The 23,967-nt window shown below is 55.1% G+C and carries 21 protein-coding genes and 1 tRNA gene; 14 read left to right on the top strand and 8 right to left on the bottom strand.

Annotated features, from left to right (window positions below):
* A partial coding sequence (locus tag QP442_RS07550; RefSeq protein ID WP_285069741.1) for a phosphoenolpyruvate carboxykinase domain-containing protein occupies window positions 1-289 on the top strand: 289 nt, incomplete at its 5' end.
* A 242-nt stretch (window positions 290-531) separates the two neighbouring features.
* Here QP442_RS07550 and QP442_RS07545 read toward each other — a convergent pair.
* The 3 genes from QP442_RS07545 to tkt form a co-directional block, all read right to left on the bottom strand.
* Window positions 532-1,575: a trypsin-like serine protease gene (locus QP442_RS07545; protein ID WP_285067422.1), complete on the bottom strand. Its 1,044-nt coding sequence runs from the start codon at window positions 1,573-1,575 to the stop codon at window positions 532-534.
* 2 nt (window positions 1,576-1,577) lie between these two features.
* The gene (locus QP442_RS07540) at window positions 1,578-2,534 is read right to left on the bottom strand and encodes a DUF418 domain-containing protein (RefSeq protein ID WP_285067423.1); all 957 of its coding nucleotides are present in this window, start codon (window positions 2,532-2,534) and stop codon (window positions 1,578-1,580) included.
* A 592-nt stretch (window positions 2,535-3,126) separates the two neighbouring features.
* Window positions 3,127-5,208, bottom strand: coding sequence for a transketolase (gene tkt / locus QP442_RS07535; protein WP_285069740.1), 2,082 nt, complete (start codon window positions 5,206-5,208; stop codon window positions 3,127-3,129).
* A 300-nt stretch (window positions 5,209-5,508) separates the two neighbouring features.
* On the opposite strand from tkt, the gene QP442_RS07530 reads away from it, so the two are divergent.
* The 8 genes from QP442_RS07530 (at window position 5,509) to QP442_RS07495 (ending at window position 11,546) form a co-directional block, all read left to right on the top strand.
* Window positions 5,509-6,450 (top strand): site-specific tyrosine recombinase XerD, encoded by a 942-nt coding sequence (locus QP442_RS07530; RefSeq protein ID WP_285067427.1) that lies wholly within the window; start codon window positions 5,509-5,511, stop codon window positions 6,448-6,450.
* A 23-nt stretch (window positions 6,451-6,473) separates the two neighbouring features.
* Window positions 6,474-7,337: a ParA family protein gene (locus QP442_RS07525; RefSeq protein ID WP_285069739.1), complete on the top strand. Its 864-nt coding sequence runs from the start codon at window positions 6,474-6,476 to the stop codon at window positions 7,335-7,337.
* Window positions 7,321-8,160 (top strand): segregation and condensation protein A, encoded by an 840-nt coding sequence (locus tag QP442_RS07520; protein WP_179369642.1) that lies wholly within the window; start codon window positions 7,321-7,323, stop codon window positions 8,158-8,160. Before QP442_RS07525 ends, QP442_RS07520 begins: the two co-directional genes overlap by 17 nt.
* A complete protein-coding gene (gene scpB / locus QP442_RS07515) occupies window positions 8,153-8,734 on the top strand; it encodes an SMC-Scp complex subunit ScpB (protein WP_285067430.1) in 582 nt (193 codons plus the stop codon). The genes QP442_RS07520 and scpB overlap by 8 nt, the downstream gene beginning before the upstream one ends.
* Window positions 8,731-9,480 carry a pseudouridine synthase gene (locus tag QP442_RS07510; protein WP_006681035.1) on the top strand — a complete coding sequence of 250 codons (750 nt, stop codon included), beginning with the start codon at window positions 8,731-8,733 and terminating at the stop codon, window positions 9,478-9,480. Before scpB ends, QP442_RS07510 begins: the two co-directional genes overlap by 4 nt.
* Entirely contained in the window at window positions 9,480-10,619 is a 1,140-nt protein-coding gene (locus tag QP442_RS07505) for a prephenate dehydrogenase (protein WP_006681034.1), read from the top strand. The genes QP442_RS07510 and QP442_RS07505 overlap by 1 nt, the downstream gene beginning before the upstream one ends.
* 21 nt (window positions 10,620-10,640) lie before the next feature.
* A complete protein-coding gene (cmk, locus tag QP442_RS07500) occupies window positions 10,641-11,372 on the top strand; it encodes a (d)CMP kinase (protein WP_285069738.1) in 732 nt (243 codons plus the stop codon).
* Between the two features lie 100 nt (window positions 11,373-11,472).
* A tRNA-Pro gene (locus QP442_RS07495) sits at window positions 11,473-11,546 on the top strand.
* 290 nt (window positions 11,547-11,836) lie between these two features.
* Here the strand turns inward: QP442_RS07495 and QP442_RS07490 are convergent.
* Window positions 11,837-12,862: a DUF5692 family protein gene (locus QP442_RS07490; protein ID WP_006681032.1), complete on the bottom strand. Its 1,026-nt coding sequence runs from the start codon at window positions 12,860-12,862 to the stop codon at window positions 11,837-11,839.
* The gene (locus QP442_RS07485; RefSeq protein WP_373273800.1) at window positions 12,862-13,830 is read right to left on the bottom strand and encodes a hypothetical protein; all 969 of its coding nucleotides are present in this window, start codon (window positions 13,828-13,830) and stop codon (window positions 12,862-12,864) included. The genes QP442_RS07490 and QP442_RS07485 overlap by 1 nt, the downstream gene beginning before the upstream one ends.
* Window positions 13,831-14,106: 276 nt before the next feature.
* On the opposite strand from QP442_RS07485, the gene QP442_RS07480 reads away from it, so the two are divergent.
* A complete protein-coding gene (locus QP442_RS07480; RefSeq protein WP_006681030.1) occupies window positions 14,107-15,387 on the top strand; it encodes a DUF5692 family protein in 1,281 nt (426 codons plus the stop codon).
* Window positions 15,388-15,475: 88 nt separating this feature from the next.
* Here the strand turns inward: QP442_RS07480 and QP442_RS07475 are convergent, their stop codons facing one another.
* From QP442_RS07475 to QP442_RS07465, 3 genes are all read right to left on the bottom strand, one after another.
* Window positions 15,476-16,048, bottom strand: a complete 573-nt coding sequence (locus tag QP442_RS07475) for a methylated-DNA--[protein]-cysteine S-methyltransferase (RefSeq protein ID WP_285067432.1) — start codon at window positions 16,046-16,048, stop codon at window positions 15,476-15,478.
* Window positions 16,049-16,162: 114 nt separating this feature from the next.
* Entirely contained in the window at window positions 16,163-17,641 is a 1,479-nt protein-coding gene (der, locus tag QP442_RS07470; protein ID WP_219585830.1) for a ribosome biogenesis GTPase Der, read from the bottom strand.
* A gap of 71 nt (window positions 17,642-17,712) precedes the next feature.
* Entirely contained in the window at window positions 17,713-19,290 is a 1,578-nt protein-coding gene (locus QP442_RS07465; RefSeq protein WP_006681027.1) for a UDP-N-acetylmuramoyl-L-alanyl-D-glutamate--2,6-diaminopimelate ligase, read from the bottom strand.
* A gap of 80 nt (window positions 19,291-19,370) precedes the next feature.
* On the opposite strand from QP442_RS07465, the gene pepN reads away from it, so the two are divergent.
* The 4 genes from pepN to QP442_RS07445 are packed head-to-tail and all read left to right on the top strand — an operon-like array spanning window position 19,371 to window position 23,927.
* Entirely contained in the window at window positions 19,371-21,926 is a 2,556-nt protein-coding gene (gene pepN / locus QP442_RS07460) for an aminopeptidase N (protein WP_219585829.1), read from the top strand.
* A gap of 2 nt (window positions 21,927-21,928) precedes the next feature.
* Complete coding sequence (locus tag QP442_RS07455; protein ID WP_285069737.1) at window positions 21,929-22,765, top strand: DUF881 domain-containing protein; 837 nt, start codon at window positions 21,929-21,931, stop codon at window positions 22,763-22,765.
* A 2-nt stretch (window positions 22,766-22,767) separates the two neighbouring features.
* Window positions 22,768-23,100, top strand: coding sequence for a small basic family protein (locus QP442_RS07450; protein WP_006681024.1), 333 nt, complete (start codon window positions 22,768-22,770; stop codon window positions 23,098-23,100).
* A 5-nt stretch (window positions 23,101-23,105) separates the two neighbouring features.
* Window positions 23,106-23,927 carry a DUF881 domain-containing protein gene (locus QP442_RS07445; RefSeq protein ID WP_285069736.1) on the top strand — a complete coding sequence of 274 codons (822 nt, stop codon included), beginning with the start codon at window positions 23,106-23,108 and terminating at the stop codon, window positions 23,925-23,927.
* The last annotated feature ends 40 nt before the right edge of the window (window positions 23,928-23,967 follow it).

The following is a 23,967-nucleotide window of genomic DNA, read 5'->3' as shown; positions in this document are numbered from 1 at the left end:
CTGGCCTGGCTACCGCGACAACCTGCGGGCACTGCTTTGGCTGCTAGATGTTAAGGAAGGACGCGCTGAGGGCGTGCAAACGCCAGTAGGTATTTTGCCGAAAAAGGAAGAGCTGAATCTTGATGGTTTCGAAGGTGACGACGCCGATCTGGATAAGCTTCTTTCCATCGACGCCGAACTGTGGAAGAAGGAGATGAGCTACCGCCGCGAACACCTTGCACAGTTCAAGAATCTACCTGAGCAGATCTGGGCCGCGCACGAGCGCATAGAGCAGGCGTTTAACGCCTAAACGGCCACCTGGTTTTGCACTAGCGACGGGTGAATTTCCTCCAGGCGGGTTAATTCCAACGGGCACCTACAATTCCTGTTGGGATTAACCCGCCACTTTTGTACTAACGGGTCTGCTGAAGGCAAGGGGGCAGATACGGGTCGTATGACTGTAAAAGAGCTAATGTTTGAAGCCGCCACCCAGTTTTTTTGGGAGACGGCTTCAAAGGGTGAAATGTCTATTCGCTAGTCCAGTAGGAATCCTTACTGGCGCGCATTGCGGATACGTGAGCCGATTGCTCCCACAGCAAGGCCTACGAGTGCGATCGCAAGGTAGCCCCAAATGTTATCGCTACTGGTTTGAATGTTCTCTGGCGGTGCAGGAGTGTTTTCTGCAGTGAGAACGCTTTGGGTGTCGCGGCCAGAGATAATGTTGTCGATCCATTCGGCGGCGCCTGCAACTGTGGTGATTGCAGCACTAGGGGAGGGAAGGTCCGGATCCCCATTGGCAGTTCCAGCGGCGGTAGCAAGTCCCGCAAGCTTTCCGTCGACAAAGAACGGGCCACCAGAGTCACCGCCCTGCATGCCAGCTCCAGAAACTGACTGCACATCCAAGATAGAGGTTTCGATCCTAGGCTGTATGGAGTTGTCGGCTGGGCCTTCCGACATCCCCTCAGGCTTAGACTCGGTTTGGCCAGTTTCTGTCATTCCAGGTTTTGACTGTGGAGCCTGTGGCGGGGCAGTCTCTGTAGACGCATCAGCACCGGTAGGTGCCGTGGAATCGGAAGGAGTTTCGGGAGCACTCGGCGTGTCAGAACCGGAAGGCGCGCCACCTAGTAGCTCTTTGACAACCATTGTGGCCATTGGTAGCTGTCCAGATCGTGCCATTGACGAGCTGCTACTCCAACCGTAAAGAGTTCCCGTCTGCCCTGGGGTTGGAATATCGTGGGAGATTTTTGCGGGGGTTGCGTTAGTCACTTTCTCAGTCAGGTGAAGTAACCCCGCGTCAGATGTGGGCGAAAGAGCCCAGGAATCAGCGTTGTAGACCTTTCCAGCGATGCGTGCCTGGGTGCCTTCATTGTTGACTGACTCTAGACAGTGGCGGGCTGTGAGTACCCACTGGTCGGCAACGAGTGTGCCCGTGCAGTCACCAAAGCTACCGATTTTGCCCATTTTGAGCGCGGCAACGGAACTGCTTTCCGCATTTTCTGGCGCCGGCTCGCCGTATTCGAGTGCGAGAGCCGGAGTGGCAGTCATGAGCAGGGTGGCGCTGACAATGGCAGCGACCGAAAAAAGTGATTTTTTCACGGTTAATTCCCTTTCTGAGAAGGAACAATGGCCTTGATCGTGGTGGCAACGAGTTTCTCAGCAGGACCCTGTCCTACAAACTTCTTCCACAGGCTGGCTGCGATGAGGAAAAATACGATGAAACCGATTGCTGACACAGTGGAATGTAACGCGACGTTTTGCTGCCAGTAGAAAGCGGTAAGAATGTGCAGAATGTAAATGGTTAGCGACATTGTTCCCATGGCTGCGAAAGGATAGGCCACGATTCGAGAGTGGTCTCCTACAATCAGGCACAGGTGAATCACTACGGCTGCAACGGCAACGGCGAGAATAATTTCGCCTACGACGCCGGTGTGACCGGTAAAGCTGAGCCAGCTGGGAATGTTTGGGTCAAATCGGAAGTAGATGCCGATACCAGCGATAACAACGCTGATAGCGGTTACGATCCAGCTCAGTCGAGTGTGAGGGGTGCTGTTCGCATCGGGGGTGCGCTGTAGTCGGCCGCGCAGGTACACATCGAAAAGAAGCATGCCACCGATGAAGTATGCAATCCATGCCAATAGCGGATAAATCTGTGGCAGTCCGATGGGGGCGTACACGATTGTTGCGGCGATTGTGGCGGCAATAAATAGACCGAGCCTCCACCACGTTCCCAATGCGGGTATCCAGGAAACTAGGATCATTACCAGGCCCATTACGATGAGGACCACTTGGATTTGTCCGCCCACGGGCAGTAGTGCCAGGCCGATGAGGATGATTAAAGAGCCTCGGGCTATCAGCCGCAAGAAAGTGGTGCTGGTGTAGTTTCGTCCAATAATCATCATCGTCGCGCCGGCGATGACGGCAAATAATGATGCAGGTAGGCCAGAGAGCATTACTTTGGTACTCCAAAGTAGCGAGGCCATGTGGATAACTATCATTCCGATGATCGCGAGTGAGCGCGCTACATCAAGCCCCACGATTCGTGAAGGTTTAGACACTCAGTTCTCTCCTTTACTCATACTTTAGAGAACTGTTCTTTGGTTAAACATGCTCCCTAAAACCGACGTGTCAAAATGACTATCTATAAATAACTGCCAAATCTGGCAAAATATTTAGAGAATTCTGAGTGTCTTCTGGATTTTATTTTGACAGTTTGCGATAGCAAATCGAACGCGGGATTCCATGACACCAGTAGGCGGTTGCCATCCACAACTCAGTTTTGATCTTATGAAAATGTGTAGAAGATGCTTCTATTCAAGGCTGACCTTGGCATGGAAGAAAGCGTGATGCCGTGATGGATTTGCTTACGATTTCGCCTCAGGTTCTGCATACGAACCGTTGGTTTCATTCATGCGGGTTAGACACCCAGGGGATGAGGGAGTTAAAAGCTCCCGTCTAATGCGAATATTTCAAGTAGCTGGGGCGTACCAAAAGGCACGCCCCAGCGCTATGTGATTGTTGAAGCTTGCCGGACGCGACTAAGCCGGAACAGCACAGCTATCTATATAAACGGACGTAGCCACAGAGGATGTTCCCCTGTGGCTACGTCCGTTGTATTTCAGCGGGTTACACCTTAACTAAAAGGTGGCTTCACCGTGCAGCTGTGATCGATTCCTTAGCAGCCGCAACAACGTGGTCCGCATCGATTCCGTATTCCTTGAACAGGAAGTCACCGGGTGCCGAGGCGCCGAAGTGTTCGATGGAGACTGCGCGACCCGCATCGCCAAGGTGGCGGTACCAGGGCAGAGCGATACCTGCTTCGACGCTAACGCGAGCCTTGACGGCCGACGGTAGAACCTCTTCGCGGTATTCCGCATCCTGCTGCTCGAACCAGTCGAGGCAGGGCACGGACACGACGCGAGCCTTCACGCCTTCACCCGCGAGTGCTTCGCGTGCTTCGAGTGCCACGGAGACCTCGGAACCGGAAGCCATGATGATGACGTCCGGGGTGCCCTCGGTGTCGGCGAGCACGTATGCGCCATGGGCGAGGCCGTCAGCGGTGGCAAGTTCGGTGCCTTCGCCGCGTGCCGGGTTCGGCAGGTTCTGACGGGAGAGAACCAGGGCAGCCGGGTGACGTTGCTCGAGGATTGCCCGCCATGCAGCTGCGGTTTCGGTTGCGTCGCCGGGGCGAATCACTGCGAGGTTCGGGATTGCACGGTAGGAAGCGAGGTGCTCGATTGGCTGGTGGGTTGGACCGTCTTCGCCAACGCCGATGGAGTCATGCGTCCACACGTAGGTGACGGGCAGATCCATGAGGGCTGCGAGGCGGACAGCGCCACGCATGAAGTCGGAGAACACGAAGAACGTGCCACCGTAGGGGCGGGTGAGGCCGTCGGCTGCGATGCCGTTCATGATGGCGCCCATGGCGAATTCGCGGACACCGAAGTGTATGTTGCGACCGAATTCGTTGCCCTGGAATGCGTTGGAGGATGCGCCTTCAGGCAGGAAGGAGGGCTGGCTCTTCATGTAGGTGTTGTTCGAACCTGCAAGGTCAGCAGAACCACCCCAGAGTTCCGGAACAGCTTCGGCGATCGCGTTGAGGACTGTGCCCGATGCTGCACGGGTTGCGATTGCCTTGCCAGCTTCGAAGGTCGGCAGTGCTTCTTCCCAGCCTTCGGGGAGCTTGCCGGACTGCAGACGCTCAAGAAGCTCTGCGTGCTGGGGGTTCGCTGCCTTCCATGCCTCGAAACGTGCGTCCCAATCCTTGCGGTATTCGGCGCAACGCTTGGCAACATTCGCACGTGCAGCTTCGACTGCCTCAACGTCGACGTCGAACATCTTCTCCGGGTCAGCTCCGAGGGCTTCCTTGAGACCGGAGAGTGCTTCACCACCGAGCTTGGAGCCGTGGATGCCACCAGTGTTGGTCTTGCCGGGGGTCGGCCAGCCGATCAGGGTGCGAACTGCGATGATGGACGGCTTGTCGGTGACAGCCTTGGCAACGTCGAGTGCCTCGGAGAGGGCTGCGACGTCTTCGGTGTAGGAGCCATCTTCCTGCAGCCAGTTGACGCGCTGGACGTGCCAGCCGTAGGCCTCGTAGCGTGCTAGGACGTCTTCGGAGAAGGCGATCTTGGTGTCGTCTTCAATGGAGATGTGGTTGTCGTCCCAGATGAGGGTCAGGTTGCCGAGCTTCTGGGTGCCTGCAAGCGAGGAGGCTTCAGCGGAGACGCCTTCTTCGAAGCAACCGTCGCCAGCGAGCACGTAGACGTTGGTGTCGAAGACGGATTCGCCGAGGGCAGCTTCCGGATCCAGCAGGCCGTGCATACGTCGCGATGCCATTGCGAAGCCGACGGCGGAAGCAATGCCGGTGCCGAGCGGGCCGGTGGTGATTTCGACGCCCTTGGTGTGGCCGTACTCCGGGTGCCCCGGGGTCAGGGAGCCTGCGGTGCGCAGGGTCTTGAGGTCATCGAGCTCGAGGCCGATGCCTGCTAGGTAGAGCTGGACGTACTGGGTGAGTGAGGAGTGACCTGCCGACAGGACGAAGCGGTCTCGGCCGAGCCAGCGATCATCCTTCGGGTCAATGTGCATGTGGCGCTGGTAGAGCAGGTATGCGGCCGGTGCGATGGAAATCGCAGTGCCTGGGTGTCCGGATCCTGCCTGTTCAACGGCGTCTGCAGCAAGAATTTTTGCCGTGGTCACTGCACGGTCATCAATTGCGTCCCACTTGAGTGTCACTTCGGCCTCCAGCCGGGTTAGGCCCCATCATTGGGGCATTCTTTTTACGATTGCTAGTTTAGCGAAAGAAAATCGAACAGTTGAGGGGAAAGTCTGCTCACATGTGCACGTGTCGCTGGCAATTGTTCTCCCTCAGATACGCGCCTACCTGAGCAGATGGACTCAACGCCTCGATAGTGTCTCATTCGAGCCTCGCCCTCGTCTTCGATTCACGAGGCTGCCCACCGGTGTGGGAACACGCGGGCGTTCGTAGGGCGGGTATTTGCGGGTCTAGGGTCGGAGTGCCACTAGGCTGAGTGCGTGAGCGAAATCGGTGAGTACATTGACGAGTGGCTTGGCTATTTGCGGGTTGAACGAGGTTCGTCGATCAACACGGTTTCCAACTACAAACGCGATATTGAGCGCTATCGCTTAGACCTTGAAAGTCACGGGTTGAGCGACCTGAAAACGATCACGTCTGCTGATATCGAACGTCACCTCGCCGACCTGAGCGCAGGCACGCTGAGTGGCAAGCCAGCGGCGGCCTCGTCAATTGCGCGGGCAAGTGCTGCGATTCGTAGCTTCCACACATTTGTTTCGGCGACCAGCCCCGACATTCATAATCCGGCCGCTCGCATTACTTCGCCGAAACAGGGGAGTCACCTTCCTCACGCACTGTCAGTTGAGCAGGTGAGCGCGTTGCTTGACGCTGCCCGAGTCGGAGATGACGTGATCAGCCTGCGCGACAGTGCGCTGTTGGAATTGCTCTATGCGACAGGAGCGCGCGTTTCAGAGGGTGTCGGTCTTGCACTTGATGATCTTGACCTTGACGAAGAGCTTCCCGTTATCCGCCTCTTTGGTAAAGGGCGTAAGGAACGCATTGTGCCCCTCGGCTCGTACGCGAAAGCGGCAATCGAGGCGTACATTGTGCGCTCCCGTCCTGTGCTTGCCCAGCGCGGGCAGGGGAGTCCCGCTCTGTTTTTGAATTCACGAGGCCGGGCGCTTTCACGTCAAAGCGCATGGGAAATAATCCAGCGCGCCGCAGGCAGGGCTGGGATTGATGAAGACGTTTCACCCCATACTTTGCGCCATTCATTCGCAACGCATTTGTTGGAAGGTGGAGCATCGATTCGTGACGTCCAAGAACTGCTTGGTCACGCATCAGTGCAAACAACCCAGATCTATACACGAGTCACACCAACAACATTGAAAGAGGTCTACCAGCTGGCACATCCGCGAGCGAAGGCCACCCACGCGAACTAGCGAACATGAACTAACATTGAGGTGTGACGAAAGACGTGCAGCCAACATTGAACGGTGACATCGCAGATGACACCGAAGGTTTTCCGATTCCAGCACCCCTGAACGGACATGGTCCGGCCAGGGTGATTGCCATATGCAATCAAAAAGGTGGTGTCGGCAAAACCACCACCACAATTAACTTGGCTGCAGCTCTTGCCGAATACGGTCGAAAAGTACTGATCGTCGACCTTGATCCCCAAGGTGCCGCATCCGTTGGTCTTGGAATCAATACCTTGGACATGGATTGCACGATCTACAACCTGTTGCTTGACCCCAAAGCAGATGTCCGCTCCACTATCTGCCACACCTTGCTTGACGGCCTCGACATTATCCCCGCCAACATCGACCTGTCAGCGGCAGAAGTCCAACTGGTCAACGAAGTGGCCCGCGAATCCGCGCTGGCGCGCGTCATCCGTCATATTGAAGACGACTATGACGTGATTTTCATTGACTGCCAGCCGTCGCTGGGTCTGCTTGCAGTAAATGCCCTGACTGCCGCGCACGGCGTGATTATTCCCGTCGAAACCGAGTTCTTCGCTCTTAGAGGCGTTGCCCTTCTTGTGGACACCATTGAAACTGTCCGCGACCGCATTAATCCGCGTTTGAAGATCGATGGAATCATCCCGACGATGGTCAATCTGCGCACCTTGCACTCGCGTGAGGTTCTTGCTCGCCTCGACGAGAGATTCGGTGATCTTATCTACACCACGCATATTGCTCGTACCGTGAAGTTCCCTGACGCATCGGTCGCAACCGAGCCGATTATTACCTACGCGCCCAATCATCCCGGTGCTCGTGCATACCGTCGTCTTGCACGTGAGGTCGTAGCCCGTGGTGACGCCGCCTGAGCCCAGCGCAGTCGAACAGGGGGCGATAGATGATTTCCGTGTCACCCTGGACGTTTTCGAGGGGCCATTTGACCTTCTCCTTCAGCTGATCACGCGCAAACGTCTTGACATTACTCAAATATCGCTGGCCGAGGTCACCGACGAGTTCATCGCTCATATGCGGATCTTTCCAGATCTGTCTCGTACTACCGAATTCTTGGTCGTCGCGGCGACACTTCTCGATATCAAAGCAGCGTCACTTTTACCACGAACTGAAGCTGACCCAGATATCGCATCTGAAGACCTAGAGGCACGCGACCTCTTGTTCTCACGCCTGTTGCAATACCGTGCTTTCAAAATGGTGGCAGCTGACATTGAATCAGTATTGGATGACAACGCCGGCTACATTCCTCGCCAGGTTCCGCTTGAACCCCAGTTCGCAGCCCTCCTCCCAGAATTAAAGTGGGAGGTTCGTCCGAACGACCTGCTCAACGCCGCGGTCCGCGCATTTACAACCGTCGAGCCTGAAGTGGTCACCACGCACCTTCATGACCCGGTCGTTCCGGTGCGCGAGCAAGCACGTGTTGTTGCAAGCAAATTGAAACACTACTCTCGCCTTACGTTTGCCGATCTGGTGGCGGACGCCGAGTCGCGCGCCGTCGTCATTTCCAGGTTCCTTGCCGTTCTCGAGCTGTTTAGGAGGCGTGCGCTCGAAGTCGCTCAAGACGAACCGCTTGCAGAACTCATCCTGACCTGGACGGGCACTGACGATACAGACATTGACATTGACGAAGCAGAATATGGGGCTCACCTCGACAGGGAACAGGAGACGAGCAATGACTGATACCGGTGAAATGTCAGGCTACGAAGAACTCTTCGCGCCGCTCGAAGCTATCCTGATGGTCGCTCCAGAACCCGTGGATGTTGGCGACCTAGCTGAAGCTCTCCACGTCAATCCCCAAACAGTGTATGACGCCCTTTGCGCCTTATCGGCCTCGTACCGCGGAGAAAACGGGCAGAGAACGGCAGGTTTCGAACTACGTCAAACTGGGGGAGCATGGCGAATCTACTCCGCGAGGCGCTGGGCCAGCCTCGTTGGGCGCTTCATTGTGGGCAGTGCGCAGTCGCGTCTGTCACAGGCAGCACTGGAAACTTTAGCCGTCGTTGCCTATCGCCAGCCAATCTCAAGGTCGCGTATCTCGCACATTAGAGGCGTGAACGTTGACGCCGTAGTGCGTACGCTTGTAGCTAGAGGTCTGATCGAAGAAGTCGGTGAGACAGATTCGGGCGCGCACCTGTACGGAACGACGCGCGAATTCTTAGAAAAGATGGGTTTTAAATCCCTGGATGACCTGGTGCCCTTGGCACCGTATTTGCCGGACAGCGATGAGCTGGACGAACTGGAGGAACAGCTGTGAGGAACGATCCCTACATTGAGGGCGGTATTCGCCTGCAGAAGGCACTGTCTCAGGCGGGAATCGCTTCGCGGCGCGCTGGCGAAGAGATGATCGCGGACGGACGTGTTCAGGTCGATGGTCAGGTTGTGCGTTCCCAGGGCATGCGCGTTGATCCAACGAAGCAGGTCATTCACGTTGACGGTGAGCGCGTGTTCTTCTCAGACACGAAGCCGATCGTCCTGGCAATCAACAAGCCCGTCGGCGTTGTCTCCACGATGTCTGACCCCGAAGGTCGACCGACTCTCTTAGACCTGATCGCAGACTACCCGGAGCGCCTGTACCACGTCGGTCGACTCGATATCGACACATCCGGCCTTCTGCTACTGACGAACGATGGGGAACTCGCGAACCGTCTGACCCACCCCTCGTACGAAGTCCCGAAGACCTACGTTGCCCGTCTGCACGGTGAAGTGAAGCCTTACATTCGTCGCACGTTGCTTGACGGAATCGAGCTGGAAGACGGTCCGATTGCCGTTGACTCTTTCCGCGTTGTCGACACCTACGGTGACATCACGACCGTTGAGATCGTTGTTCACGAAGGTCGAAACCGCCTGGTTCGTCGCATGATGGACGAGGTTGGCTTCCCGGTTCGTGAACTCGTGCGCACCGCATTCGGCCCGATCCACCTGGATCGCCTGCAACCGGGCACCACACGTCGCGTGAAGGGCAACGCTCTGGTCGCTCTGTACTCTTCCGTGGGTCTCTGATGCCCACTCGGCCTATCGCCACAACCGGCCCGATCCTGATTATTGGATCGGGCTTGCTGGGCGCTTCGCTCGGATTGAATCTCCGCGCGGCAGGTGTCGACGTATATCTCGAGGATTCTTCACCAACTTCATTGCGCCTCGCGCAAGATATCGGTGCTGGCTTCCCATTTTCCGAGGCCAGCGATGTCACACCCGCCTTGGTTGTTGTGGCTACGCCACCGGATGTTGCAGACGTCTGCGTAGTCGGGGCCTTGCAACGATTCCCGTCCGCGTTCGTTACGGATGTTGCTTCAGTAAAGAAGGCCGTTGCACAGGGGGTGCTTGAAGCTGGCACCGCAAAGGGCGATCCAACACTCGCTTCACGCTACGTTGGTTCGCACCCTATGGCAGGTCGTGAGCGATCAGGCGCCGGCGCCGCCGATGCTGACCTGTTCTACGGTCGCCCCTGGGTTGTCGTCGCACACGAAACCTCGGATCCAACAGCAGTCCTCGCCGTGCGCACTCTGGCAACTGACGTCGGATCTGTTCCCTACGAAATGGATGCGTCGACTCACGATGAGTCGGTGGCGCTTGTCTCGCATGTACCACAGTTGGTGTCGTCCCTGATCGCCGCACGTCTTGAAGAGGCACGTTCTGAATCAATGAACCTGGCGGGGCAGGGACTACGTGACACAACCCGTATCGCTGCCTCGGACCCTCGCCTGTGGACCGCGATTCTAGCCGGTAATGCCGGACCTGTTGCCTCGATTCTTACAGCTTTGCGCTGTGACCTCGATGATCTGATCGTTCACCTGGATGCTGCGAACCAGCGCGGCCCCCTTCGCGGTGGCATCGTCGGAGCCGTTAACCGCGTTATGGAAGCAGGCAACAGGGGAGTGTCGCGTATTCCTGGCAAACACGGTGGAGCCCCCAGTCGCTACGGCGAACTCGAGGTGCTGATTCCCGACACGCCCGGTGCTCTCGGCCGACTTTTCAGCGAGCTTGGCGAGATTGACATCAACATTGAAGACCTTGTGCTCGAACACTCTGCTGGTCAGCAGGTGGGCTTAGCTCGAATCATGATTGATCCGGCGCGCGTTGGTGAAGCTGAGGCTGACTTGGAACGTCGCGGATGGCGACTCATCAACTACTCAAACTGAAACATGGGTATGGAGGACACAATGACTTTCACTGATGACTCTCGACGCGACGCTATTAGCCACGTTGGCATCACTATCGCCATCGATGGTCCCGCAGGGTCTGGTAAATCAACGATCTCCAAAGCTCTTGCCTCACGTCTGGGCATTGGCTATCTCGATACTGGCGCGATGTACCGCGCACTCACGTGGTATGCGCTTGATCGTGAGATCGATCTTGATGATCAGGAAAGAGTCCGCGCTCTGGCTGACGAAATGCCACTGATCATGGACTCTGATCCGGTCAGCCCAGTTTTCCATGTCGGTGCCACGGACGTGACAGCGGCGATCCGTGAACCTCGTATTGCGTTGGCCATTCCGAAGGTGTCGACGAACCTGCCGGTTCGAAAGTGGATGGCGAGCGAACAGCGCCGACGCATGATGGAGGCCCGCGCTAACGGTTCCGGCATGATTGCTGAAGGGCGAGATATTACGACTGTTGTCTGCCCCGATGCTGACGTGCGAGTTCTTCTTCTTGCTGACGAGGAAGAACGCCTCCGTCGACGCACATTGGAACTTCACGGGAAGGTCACTGACGAACTTTTGGAGTCTGTCCGCGACCAAGTGGGCAAACGAGACGCTGCCGATTCCAAGGTTTCTGAGTTCATGATACCGGCCGAAGGCGTAGATGTCGTCGACTCTACTGGTCTGGGAATTGATGGTGTCGTGGAGGAAATCCTCAAGCTGATCGACGCTGATCTTGTGTCGAGGATGTGACAAAAGCCGTTTTATTGTCGTGGGACTGCTCCCAAGTGGAATTTAATTCCACAAGTGGGCTATGATCGTCAGGTCGATAAAATGACAGTAAAACCGAATACGGGCTATGGCGCAGTTTGGTAGCGCACTTGACTGGGGGTCAAGGGGTCGTGGGTTCAAATCCCGCTAGCCCGACAAAAAGCCCGGAATCTCAACGATTGAGGTTCCGGGCTTCGTCGTTTCCTCCCCGATCTCATGTTGAATCTCATGGTGAGATTCCGCCCGGAATTGTTTAATAGCAATTCCGGGCTTTTTCTTCTCGCTTGATCTCAGCCATCGCGGTCGGCCTCGTTGCTTACGTTCACGAAGCCGAGCACATGACTGTGACGTTCTTTCTGATCTCGTTCGATTTCAAAGCACACAGATGTGGCCGGCTCGGCGGCCTCGTGCCACCCAATCGGCCACATCACGTGTAAGCCGAAACGTCAGCTGACGTACCCAACTTCCGCGGGAGTCTTACCGATACGCTGGGCGATCAGTTCTTTGTCCTCATCGGTTGCAAGATCACGTACCCATTCGACGTAGGTCGGAGTATCGGAGTAAATCTCCTGCTTGAACGGGTTACGACGCAGTTTCACGATGCGATAGGCATGGCGACCGAACACAATGATGTTCGCAACCAATGCAGCAAACGAGATGATGAACATCGCGTATGGATTGTGCGCACTGCGGTGAGCGAACATCGAATCCTGCATGAAGTGCGGGAACGTCAACACCACCGCAGACCAGAACGTCAGCGTGTACGCACGATACTGGATCCACGCGCCCTTACCGAACTTCATAAACGCGGGAATCGTACACGAGGCAAGCAACGCGATTGCCGAGTACCACGCTCGGTCTGCAAGACAGTTGTACACGTAGGCAACATTCCAAATGTCGTACGCAATAATCCAACCGATCGTCAGATCGCCCCAGATTAGCCCCCGTTCCTTGCCTTTCGACACGAAGATACCGATCCAACCGGAAATCGCGAGAAGGTTCAAGATGCCAGCGATGCCATTCATGATGTTCCACGGACCACCCCAGGTCACCATTCCCTGAGAGGGATCAATGCCGTGAATGAAGTAGCACTGGAAATCGCGAACAACAGCCTCGGCAATGTTGACGCTAAGCAACAGTGGGGGGATCAGTAGATACCACTTGTTGTGTCGTAGCTTCGGGAAAACCTGCAATGCAACCAAGCAGAGGCTACCAAGCAGAGCCGAATACTGCTTCACAATCGGGAACCAGCCTGCGGAGTTCGTCCCAGCGGTCGAATGAGGCCACCAGAAGATACTCAGCGATACTGGCACCACGATGAACAGAGCAAGAACGACCCACATGTTCCGCTGGGCAAGCCAGGCGGCGAATGCGAGGGCAGCGATGACGATCAACAACATCACATAGTCCCACCATTCTCCCTTCTCAAAGAAGAAGAGGGTCGCATAGTCGGGAGGCGTGATGTTACCCATCACTTGGCCTCCTTACCCCAGTTGGGCAAGTAGGTCTTTTCCATCTTCTGACGGATCTGCTCGTTCCAATCGAATGCGGGTTCGCTCCATCCATCGAAGTATTCGGCATCAACCTCGTGCTCCCATGGGGTTCCCGGTCCTACTGGTGGCCAGCTGGGATCTTCGGTAACGGGCATACGAATCTCAGCAACTGCAGGCGACTTACGGCCGTATCGGAACCACTGTGTGTACGTTTCGTCGAACAGGGGAGTCCCGTCGTAGCGACCAGCTGGAGTACCGGACTTGAAGAACTGGCCGCCAAGCACTCCACGCATGAACTTGCCGGTGTGATGCTGCTTCTTACGGAACTCCAAAACGCGCTTCACGTAGATGTTCTGCATGTGGGTCATGCATCCGCCAATAAACTCGATATTGACCCAGTTCAAGGCCTTCATGGCAACTGAGTCAGGTTCGTATCCGATACGCCAGTGATTGATCAGACGCGTGCGACCGCCCTCAAGCGGAACGACGTAGAAGCACCATGCTGCTGCGAAGTGGGTCATTCCAGGGAAACGGAATGCGTAGGAGCCAGGTGCCTTTGGCGGATTCTTGGTGTCGACCCACTGGACCATGTATTTGCCGGGGACAATATCGGCCCATTCCATTGACATTCCGTGGTAATCGAAGGCGGCGATATCGCCGGGCATCATGGAATCTGGCTGTTGGAATTCTTCTTGAATTTCGTAGGAATTAAAGAAGGGGAGTCGAGCAAATGTTCTTTCTAAGAATTCTGAAGAAAATGAACCACTCTTTTCCGCGCCGATTTGTTTGAATAATCTCCATACTGCGTAAGCGGGGGCTTCAATTGTAATAGCGTAGGTTGAAGAATAACCATTATCGTAATTTGCGTCGATTAAATCGTCGCCCGGATAACGCCATGCTTGTTCTTCCGGAGTTGCTTTGCCGCTGAGCTGGCTGAAGCCATACATCCCGCTCAGGACCCCTAAAGCCCCCAGACCGATAGCGGTGCGAAGGCCACGTTTCGACGAATTCTTTGACATTTTTCTTCCTCTCGTCAAGGCCCAGTTGTGGGCAAGTGGAGGAGATAAATAAAATCCCGGCCAAAAGTCCTAAGCGTCTTTGCTAAAAAGAACTTTCTGCGGAATTATAAATCCCTCTTTGGGGCAATCTCGCTCCGTGTTTTTTCTTGTTCACTAGACTAGCTGAATAACTACTATCCCGTCTGTGTTTCAAGGAGGAAACTGATGGAGTCACTTTGGCTGTGGGAAATTGGCTCCCCGAAGGTCTATGCACTTTGGCTAGCGGTATTCGTCGCTCAGATGCTTGTTGCTGAGATCAACCGGCGGTGGAACTGGACCATCTTCGTTATCTGGACGATCGGTGGCATTGCACTTATGCCCTATGCTTGGATTCACGGCACACCAATGGTCGGTTGGTTCCCATTCGGCAAATACGCCATCATGATCCTTACTGCAACAATGACCGGAACCGTCCTTGTCTATGCGAAGAAAAATCCGCAAAAGGCGCACAAATACGCTATTTGGCTGGGTGTTGCACTCTGGATCGGTCTCGCAGTCAACATCATGGAAGCCAATATCCGTGACCTCACCATCTATTTCAACGCGGACACCTACTATGCGTGCGGAGCAGATTGGCAGTGCCTGAAACATGTCAATGACACTCACACTCTCGATATGATCGCGGGCCTTCCGGAAGCCAGGGGCGTGACCGCCGAACTCCATTCACAAGCATGGTACGAAGCAGTCGCGTCGAATCTTTCCGCTCGCCATATCGGTATTGATCCAGAAACCGGTTTTAGAACTATTGGTGGCTACTGGAACCTGATCAGCGCGGCAGCTGGCTTGCTCAACATCATCACAATTACCGGTCTAGGCAAGATCATCGCCACATCGCCAGGCAAGCAGAAGGTTCGTGGCCTGATCTGGGTTGACATGGTGTGGCCGTGGGTTATTGCCTACGACCTGTGGAACCATGCTTTCCTCTACAACTCGCTCGCTGACTACACCTGGTACTGCACAGCAGCCCTTCTTCTGGCATGTACCATTCCCGCCTTCACATGGGCAAAGGGCCAGTGGATTTGGTTCAGGTGCTTCACGTTAGTGTTCTGGATTTCTATGAACACATTGCTACCGGAAATCCTCGTTCCACCAAACTCCACCTTTAACTTCTCCACGATGGATCCGAACGCGAACATCATCTGTGCAGTCCTTGCATTGATCGCGAACGTTGCCCTGTTCGTCTACTGGCTCTACAAGATCGTTCGCTACCGCCGCAATCCGATCACCGGTGTTTTGTACCCCGAGCTCAGTGAATTCAAGACGATCGTTCGCACCCACTGCGATGACAGGGACAAGTACTTCCTTGTTGATCGCATTCCTGAAACCCCAGCAGAACTCGGCTTCGAACCCGATTCTCCAAACCCTCCAGCTGACGGTTATGTGTCATACATGCCGTGGTGGGGAAATAAGGACCATCGCTACCCGAAGGCTCGAACCGAGCGCTGACTATCATCAGCGTTCGTGTGCTACAGCAGAGTTTGGGGGGTGTTATCGTCATTGATGACACCCCCAAACGAATTTCATGGTGGTGTATTTAGTCTGACGCTGGAGCAGGAATCCCGACATAGCGAGGCCTGAGTACGGGCTGGGGGACATAGGTTTTTGCGTCAATTTCTTTCTCAAACGTCAGAAGGTACTCTTTGGCTTCGCGCCCGCCAGCGTAGTCACCATATGATCCGTCTTTTCGCGTGATCCGATGGCATGGAGCAAGGATAGGCAACGGGTTATGGGAACAGGCTGACGCAGCCGCGCGATGAGCTTTCTTATTACCTGCAAGCAGTGCCAGGCCTGAATACGGCAATGTCGTACCGAAGGGAACCATCGTCAATTGTTGGGCAGCGCGCGCATAGAATCCCGAGATCAGGGACCAGTCCAGTGCAAGATCGAAAGTCTTACGCTGGCCAGCGAAATACTCTTCAATCTGATCGATGGCCTCAAACAGTTCTTTACTGTCTTCGACCATCTCATCATTCAACGAGTGTGCGACATTACGTCGTACTGTGGCGAAGTCTTCGCATTCGAAGGCAACTCTGACGATGCCTTTGCCAGACTTGATGAGCATCAGGTCGCCAATGGGGGAAGAAAGTGTTGTCCAGTGAAGCATCATTACTCCTTGGGTGAGCTCAACAGCGAATGGTACGAAACAGACTTTATGCACAAAGTCAACCCCGTGGTAGTTATCCACAGGGTTGACGTGTAAAACGAGTTGGTTCAGTGCCCGTTACTTGCGGCGGCGTTCGCGAACGCGCATACCGATCTGAATCGGAGTTCCTTCAAAGCCGAATTCCTCACGCAAACGGCGTTCAATGAAACGGCGATATTGCGGGTCAAGGAAACCCGTTGTAAACAGGACAAAACGCGGGGGACGTGATGACACCTGCGTGCCAAAAAGAATACGAGGTTGCTTACCGCCACGTAGCGGGTGCGGGTGGGCGGCAACGAGTTGGCCGAGGAACGCGTTCAGCTGACCTGTGGGGATACGCGTTTCCCAACCGGCAAGAGCCGTGTCGAGTGCACGCGTAATTCGGTTCGTATGCCACGCGGTCAGAGCGGACACGTTGATTCGCGGAGCCCACTGGACCTGGACAAGTTCGCGTTCGATTTCGTTCTTCAGTTCGTTCTGGCGGTCTTCGTCAACGAGATCCCACTTGTTCGTGACAATCACCAGTGCACGACCAGCATCAACGACCTGCTGAACGACGCGAATATCCTGTTCTGTCAGTGGCTGGGAGCCATCGAAGAGGACAAGAGCAACTTCCGCCTTCTCAATTGCTGCCTGGGTGCGAATCGACGCGTAGTAATCAGCACCGGTCGTACGGTGCATCTTGCGACGAATACCAGCGGTGTCAACAAACCACCAGAGGCGCCCATCAAGCTCAATGAGTTCGTCGACAGGATCGCGGGTCGTGCCAGCAAGTTCGTTGACGACAACACGTTCGGCTTGCGCGAGCGCGTTGAGCAGAGAAGATTTGCCGACATTCGGGCGTCCAACAAGTGCGATGCGACGAGGCCCCCCCTGAGGCAGTGCGCTTGCCACGGCGGATTCATCGGGCAGAACATCCATGATGGTGTCCAGCAAGTCGCCGATACCGCGGCCGTGGAGTGCAGAAATCGGGTGGGGCTCACCCATTCCGAGGCTCCACAGGTAAGCGGCGTCGGCTTCTTGTTGAGGAGAATCAACCTTATTTGCTGCCAGAATCACCGGCTTGCCTTTTGATCGAAGCATCGTAACGATGCGTTCGTCTGAAGCGGTGACGCCAACGGTTGCGTCAAGAACCAGAACGACGGCGTCGGCAAGGCCAACGGCAATTTCTGCCTGCTCAGCAACCGAACGGTCTAGACCTTTAACGTCGATTTCCCAACCACCGGTGTCGACGACTGTGAAGTCGCGACCTGCCCATTCGGCGGGGTAGGAGACCCTGTCGCGAGTAACACCGGGAGTGTCCTGAACGACAGCTTCGCGACGACCAATAATGCGGTTGACCAGCGTTGATTTGCCGACGTTCGGGCGTCCAACGACGGCGAGAACCGGTAGACCGGCGAGTTCTTCTTTACGCTCATCGAAAGAAGCTTCACCGTCGATCAGTGCAAGATCGTCCTCGTCAAGCTCGAATTGAGCAAGAGAAGCTCGCATGTGCTGAGCGCGTAGCTCAGATTCTTCTTCGGCGGCTAGGTCCTGATTCAGGTTCTCGTCATTCACCCGTTCATCTTACGTGGCATCACACCCATAAGCGGTGTCAGCCTTGCGCTCACGCGCAATCTCACACGTTCTTAGATGTGCGAACGAACGTCGTAGTAGAGCACTTCGCGCGATACGGGAACATCGTTGTACTCGTGTTTAATGCCTTCGAAATCTTGATACCACTCCGAGCCTTTGCCGGTGATAATCACCGTGTCACCTGGCTGGGCTGCCAAGATTGCTTTGCGCACTGCATCGCGACGGCACGTCTTAATTTCTGTTACATCGTGCATGTCCGGACGTACCGAAGTAATACCGCGCAACAGATAGTCGCGAATAGACTGCGGGTCTTCAGTACGTGGATTTTCGTCGGTCACCCACAAGACGTCAGCTTCTCGTGCCGCGATTTCGGCAAGGTATTCACGCTTTGATGCGTCACGGTCTCCATCGGTACCGAATACGATATGAAGCTTTCCATTCGTCAGCTCAGCTGTCGAGCGCAGAGTCCACTCAAGAGCCTCGGGAGTATGGGCGTAGTCGACGATGACGAGTGGTTGATTATGAGGCTTGGGATTAATCATTTCCATGCGCCCTGGAACCTGCTCCGCCTTTTCAATGGCGGCGATGACTGCATCCACGTCATAGCCAAGCTGAACGGCAGCAACAATGGCGACGGCAGTGTTCTGAACGTTCACTTCACCAAGAATCGGCATTGCAACATCATGCCCTGCGCCATTCGGATCCACCAACGTAAAGACCGTGCGACCGATCGAACGGTCGGGGTGAGTATTTTCAACGTGCCACTCGGCTTCGTTCGAGCTCAGCGCGGCAACGGTTGTCACCGGTACTTCAGCTTCGCGGGCAAGACGCTGGCCCCACTCGTCATCGACGCATACAACACCGCGTCGTGAGTGTTCTTGAGTAAACAGCGACTTCTTCGCGACGAAGTAGTTCTCCATGTCGCCGTAGTAGTCGAGGTGATCGTGTTGCAAATTCGTGAAGCCGACAACGTCAAACACAATGTCGTCAACGCGCTCGAAGCTCAGAGCGTGAGAGCTTGTTTCAATAACCGCTGCGCCAAGTCCTTCTTCCAGTGTTTGGGCAAGGAAGCGCTGGATGACAGGGGATTCAGCCGTAGTCTGATCGGAACGGAAACGTAGGTTACCGATGCGTGTTTCGACGGTTCCGCAGATGGAGGGATTCGGAAACTCAACGCCCAGAGCTGCACGCATGAGGAACGACGTAGTGGTCTTCCCGTTTGTGCCGGTCACGGCCATCGTCTTCAACTTTGTCGCAGGCTGGCCGTAGAGAGTTGCGGCTATAGTCGCTGCGCATCGACGAGGATCCTTAAGAATAACGATCGGCAGTCCGACTTTCTGATCGATTGCTCGCTTCGCTCCCTCGCTATCCGTGACAAGGAGGGTTGCACCAGCCTCGGCTGCCGCGTGGGCAAAACGAACTCCGTGCTGGGTGAGCCCAGGAATAGCGACGAACGCCCAGCCTTCTTCGCAGTCGTTCGAGGAAACGGTAATGCCCGTGATGGTAAGCCCGTTTGGATCCCTGAGAGGATTTCCCAAGGCGTCGCACACTGAATAGGAACCAACGTTGGCCAGCGCAATCGGAACACTAAGTGGCACAACTGAGGGGCGAATATCTACGACTGAGCTCATGCCTCATACTGTAGCGCCGGATAGCGAAACGCTTACAATCGCTTCTCGAAGTGTTTAAGAACGCGCCGTAAACTACGGTTATGCACGTCCTATCCCGCGATGAAGCCCGTCAACGTTCACACGCAATCGACCTTTCGACGATGAAGGTCAATCTTGATGTGCGCGGTGGGGATAGCCAAGACAATACCGAGTTTGTGGTTACGTCCACCTTCACCCTGACTTCCCACGCGGATTCCACCTTCGTCGACATCGCAGGCCAGGTTACCCGGCTCAGTGTGAATGGCGAGGCGCGAGAGATCACGCAAAATGACGAGTGTCTGGCCCTCAGTGGCCTGCCCGTCGATACTGAGTGCACGGTTGAGGTTCAGGCGCGGTGCCCGTATTCACACTCCGGTGAAGGTCTGCATCGATACATTGATCCAGAAGATGGACGCGTTTACCTGTACACGCAGTTTGAACCCCAAGACGCTCACCGCGCATGGCCATGCTTCGACCAACCAGATTTGAAAGCCGAGTGGTCATTCATCGTCGATGCACCGGAACACTGGGTTGTTGCCTCCAACGGAGCAGAGCTACATACCGAACCCATTGAAAACGGCACACGACATGTCTTTGCTCGAACGCGCCTGTTGTCCAGCTACATCACCGCCGTCGTTGCCGGTGACTGGGCTGTCATTGACGGAGGTACGTGGAGTGGGGGAGCAAACGACGGTCAGAAGATTGACGTCCCACTGCGCTTGATGTGCCGTTCAAGCTTGGCTCAAGCGATTGATTCCAACGACATTCTTTCCGTTACGCGCGCTGGCTTGGACTTCTACCACCAGCACTATGGCATCACATACCCTTGGGGCAAGTACGATCAGATCTTCGTTCCCGAATACAACTTGGGAGCCATGGAGAATCCGGGATGCGTGACCTTTAACGACTCATACCTCTCACGTGACACCCCGACCTTCGCCCAGCGTCAGCGTCGAGCAAACACGATTCTTCACGAAATGTGCCACATGTGGTTTGGGGATCTTGTGACACCTCGATGGTGGGACGACCTCTGGTTGAAGGAGTCATTCGCCGAGAATCAGGGTGCCCTGGCAGCAAGCCGAGCAACCGTGTACACGGGGGAGAGGGCCACATTTGCTGCAGGTCGCAAAATCTGGGCCTACGAGCAAGACCTCATGCCTACAACTCACCCGATCATTGCTGACATTCCCGACGTTGGCGCAGCCAAGACCAACTTTGACGGCATCACCTATGCCAAGGGCGCTTCGGTACTCAACCAGTTGGTAGCAACCGTCGGCGAAGAAGCCTTCTTTGAAGCCACGCGAATTTACTTCCAACGCCATGCTTTCGGATCGACCTCATTCCAGGACCTCGTCGACTGTTTGCAGGAAGCAACGGGCAAAGACTTATCCCACTGGGTGTCCACGTGGCTTACTACCTCCGGTCCTTCGAAACTCGTTCCTCACTTTGATATCTCCCGTATTGGTAGCGTCACCAATTTCCAGATCACGGATGAGTCTGAGTCAGATACGACTCGCCCGCATCGTTTCGATGTCACAACGTGGGCGATGAAACGCGATCAGCTTCAGATGACGCATCGTTTTGAGCTGACAATGGAAGGTCGATCCCAAGAGGTTGATCCCGCGGGGCTTCTTAGCCAACCAGCCGGTATTACGGATATGGATCTACTCGTCGTCAATGACGGCGATCTGACGTATGCGGTCACCTACCTCGACGATCGCTCAGCATCCAATGCGCTTGCCTTCATTTCGGCATGTCCCGACCTGATGACGCGATGCGTCGTGTGGGGTGCCCTGTTCAACGGTGTCCGTGACTGCCGCTTGAACCCCAGTGACTTCGCTCTTGCAGCATTCCGTCATGCAGAAAACGAAGTCGACGAGACACTTGCGGATCGCTTGTTGGAGCTCGGTCGCATTACCCTGGGCACCTACGTGCCAAAGGAACAGCGTGCCGCGATTGCGACAACGGTAGGAAGGCTTGCGCTACGTCTGTCGCGTGAGCACGCCACGGATCGTGGTCGCGCATGGTTAAAGACCCTGTTCTTTACCTATCCGATGACCGATGATCCCGCGATTAGTCAGACCGTGGAATCGTATGCGAATACTTTGACCAGCGAGATCGTTTGGACAGCTCGTACTGTCATTGCTGCTTCTGGTTCGATCGGACGCGATCGTATTGAAGCATGGCTCGCCACTTCCCCAACAGGCGAAGCAAAGACCGCATCAGAACGCGCAATTGCAGCTCTGCCGTACGAAGAAGAACGTGAGGCCTCGTGGTCGAAACTCTTCGTTGACGGGATCGCAAACGACACACTGAGCGCAATCCTCGACGGATTTGCTGCATCCTCGTGGCAAGGCTCAAGCTTCATTGACCGCGGTCTTGGCTCACTTGAATACTTCTGGAATACGCACTCGATTGCCCTGTCGATTCGCTACATCAAGGGCCTTCTTTCGCTCCCGGTTTATGCCGACAGCCCCGAAAGCGTCGAGGACCATATTGATCGGGTGAATCGTTGGCTCGGCGAACACGAGAATGCAGCATGGCCGTTAAGACGTCTTCTCATTGAGCATGTTGATTACGCATCTCGTGCAATTAACGTACAACGCACCTGGATGTAGGCGTGCAAGAATACAACACGCACACAACGTCTTCTTCGCCGGCGCAAGGCAATGATCCTGCTACGTCGATGTCGTTGCTGACCTCGTTGCTGAATAATCCGCTCGATGTTGGGTACGAAAGCTATGACGATACTCAGCATCCCAAGCATTGGTGGCATCGCCCGATCGCTTTTGTTTTCACGCTGGCGCTCGGCTTCACGCTCACAATCGCAGTGATGTCATTGCGTACCGCTCAGGACACTGACATTACTCAAAGCCTTCGCGATCAGGCACAATCTAGTCAAAGCGTCGTGGCTTCTCTTCAGGACAACGTTCAATCGTTGTCCACCCGCGTCAACCAAGCTGCGTCGTCGACAGCTCCTCAGGTCCTCGTTGATCCTTCGGTTGCACTGACGAATGCAATGGAACCCGTGGTTGGTCCGGGAATTACGGTCACGGTCAAGGACTCGTCATCAGCAAAAACGCTGGCACAAGGGTCCCGAGGTCAGGTCCGCGACATTGACTTGAATGTGATCGTGAATGCCCTCTGGGCTGGGGGAGCCGAGGCAATTTCAATCAATGACCTACGAATTGGCCCAGGCACGTTTATTCGTACTGCTGGTTCGGCAATTCTTGTGAACGTCACTCCCGTTGAATCTCCGTACGAGGTGAGAGCTATCGGAGATGCGAACACACTGTCCGTTGGTCTTGTGCGCGGGTCAACAGGTGATTTTCTTTCAACTGCGAAGTCAATGAACGGCATTGAAATCTCGGCTGCGGGCACCGCCGAAATTCAAATGCCAGCGCTTAATGTCCGTACTCCGCAGTATGCGGTAGCGTCGAATTCCCAAGGAGAATAGTCATGGTTGTTGTCATTGGCCTAGCGGCTGGCATTATCTTGGGACTTTTCCTTGATCCGACGATTCCGGTTTGGCTTCAGCCGTTCTTGCCGGTTGCGGTAATCGCGGGCTTGGACGCTCTCTTTGGCGCGACACGCGCTTGGCTTGAAGGGGTGTTCCATGATCGCGTGTTCATCACGTCGTTCTTCTGGAATGTCGTTGTTGCCTGTTTGCTTGTGTGGTTGGGAACTCAGCTTGGCGTGGGGTCCGCGATTACGACGGCCGTCATCGTCGTGTTGGGTATTCGTATCTTTTCGAATACAGCATCGATTCGTCGTCTGATTTTTAAGGCGTAAAGTCCATGAGTTTAGATTCGAAGAATTCGCGTCATGGGCGACATGGAGCTTCTCGAAGGGACGAGGTTGCGTCCACTGAAAAGGACATGAAGCCGGGTCGCGCGCAGTTTGTTCAAGCTCTTTTTGCCGTTCCGCGCACGATTCACCTTGTCCTTGTTCTGATCTGTTTCATTCTTGGTTTTGCGCTGGTGACAACCCTTCGTGCTCAACGGGAAGATCCCTTGGAAGCTTTGAGCGAACAAGACTTGGTTGCGTTGCTTTCTGAGCTGAATTCTCAGGAGAATAACCTTCGTCAGGAGCGTTCTGCTTTGCAACAGCAGGTTGCCGAGATTGAAGCCAACGAGTCGGAGCAAGAAGTGGCGGCTCAGACGGCTCGGAAGATTAATCAGCTCGCTCAGATCAATGCAGGCAGAGTTCCTGTCGAGGGACCCGGGGTGCTCATACACATCGGTGATGAAGCGAATCGTTTAACGGCTACCGAGTTCGTGATGACGCTAGGGGAGTTACGTAATGCCGGGGCTGAGGCAATCGAGTTGAACGGCGTGCGTCTTTCCACCCGGAGCGCGTTTACGTCTGACAATAATATGATTGCGGTCGATGGCGTTGTCTTGTCGCAACCGTATGATTGGCATGTGATCGGCGAGGGTCAGACGATCGCGACTGCTCTAGAGATTCAAGCTGGTTCGGCTGCCCAGATGCGCGCAAAGGACGCGAATGTGTCGGTTTCAGTGGTTGGGCACATTTCGATTGATTCTGTGTCTTCTGTGCCTCAGCCTCAATACGCCGTGGTTGATACGTCAGAAGAGTCCAAATCTTCTGACGAGTAAGTACGTTTGCCCTGTACCCTTTAGACTATTGAGGGTAATG

This window comes from Pauljensenia sp. UMB1177, from assembly GCF_030217965.1.
GTDB lineage: Bacteria > Actinomycetota > Actinomycetes > Actinomycetales > Actinomycetaceae > Pauljensenia > Pauljensenia turicensis_A.
This window is presented reverse-complemented; position numbering and strand designations above follow the sequence as displayed.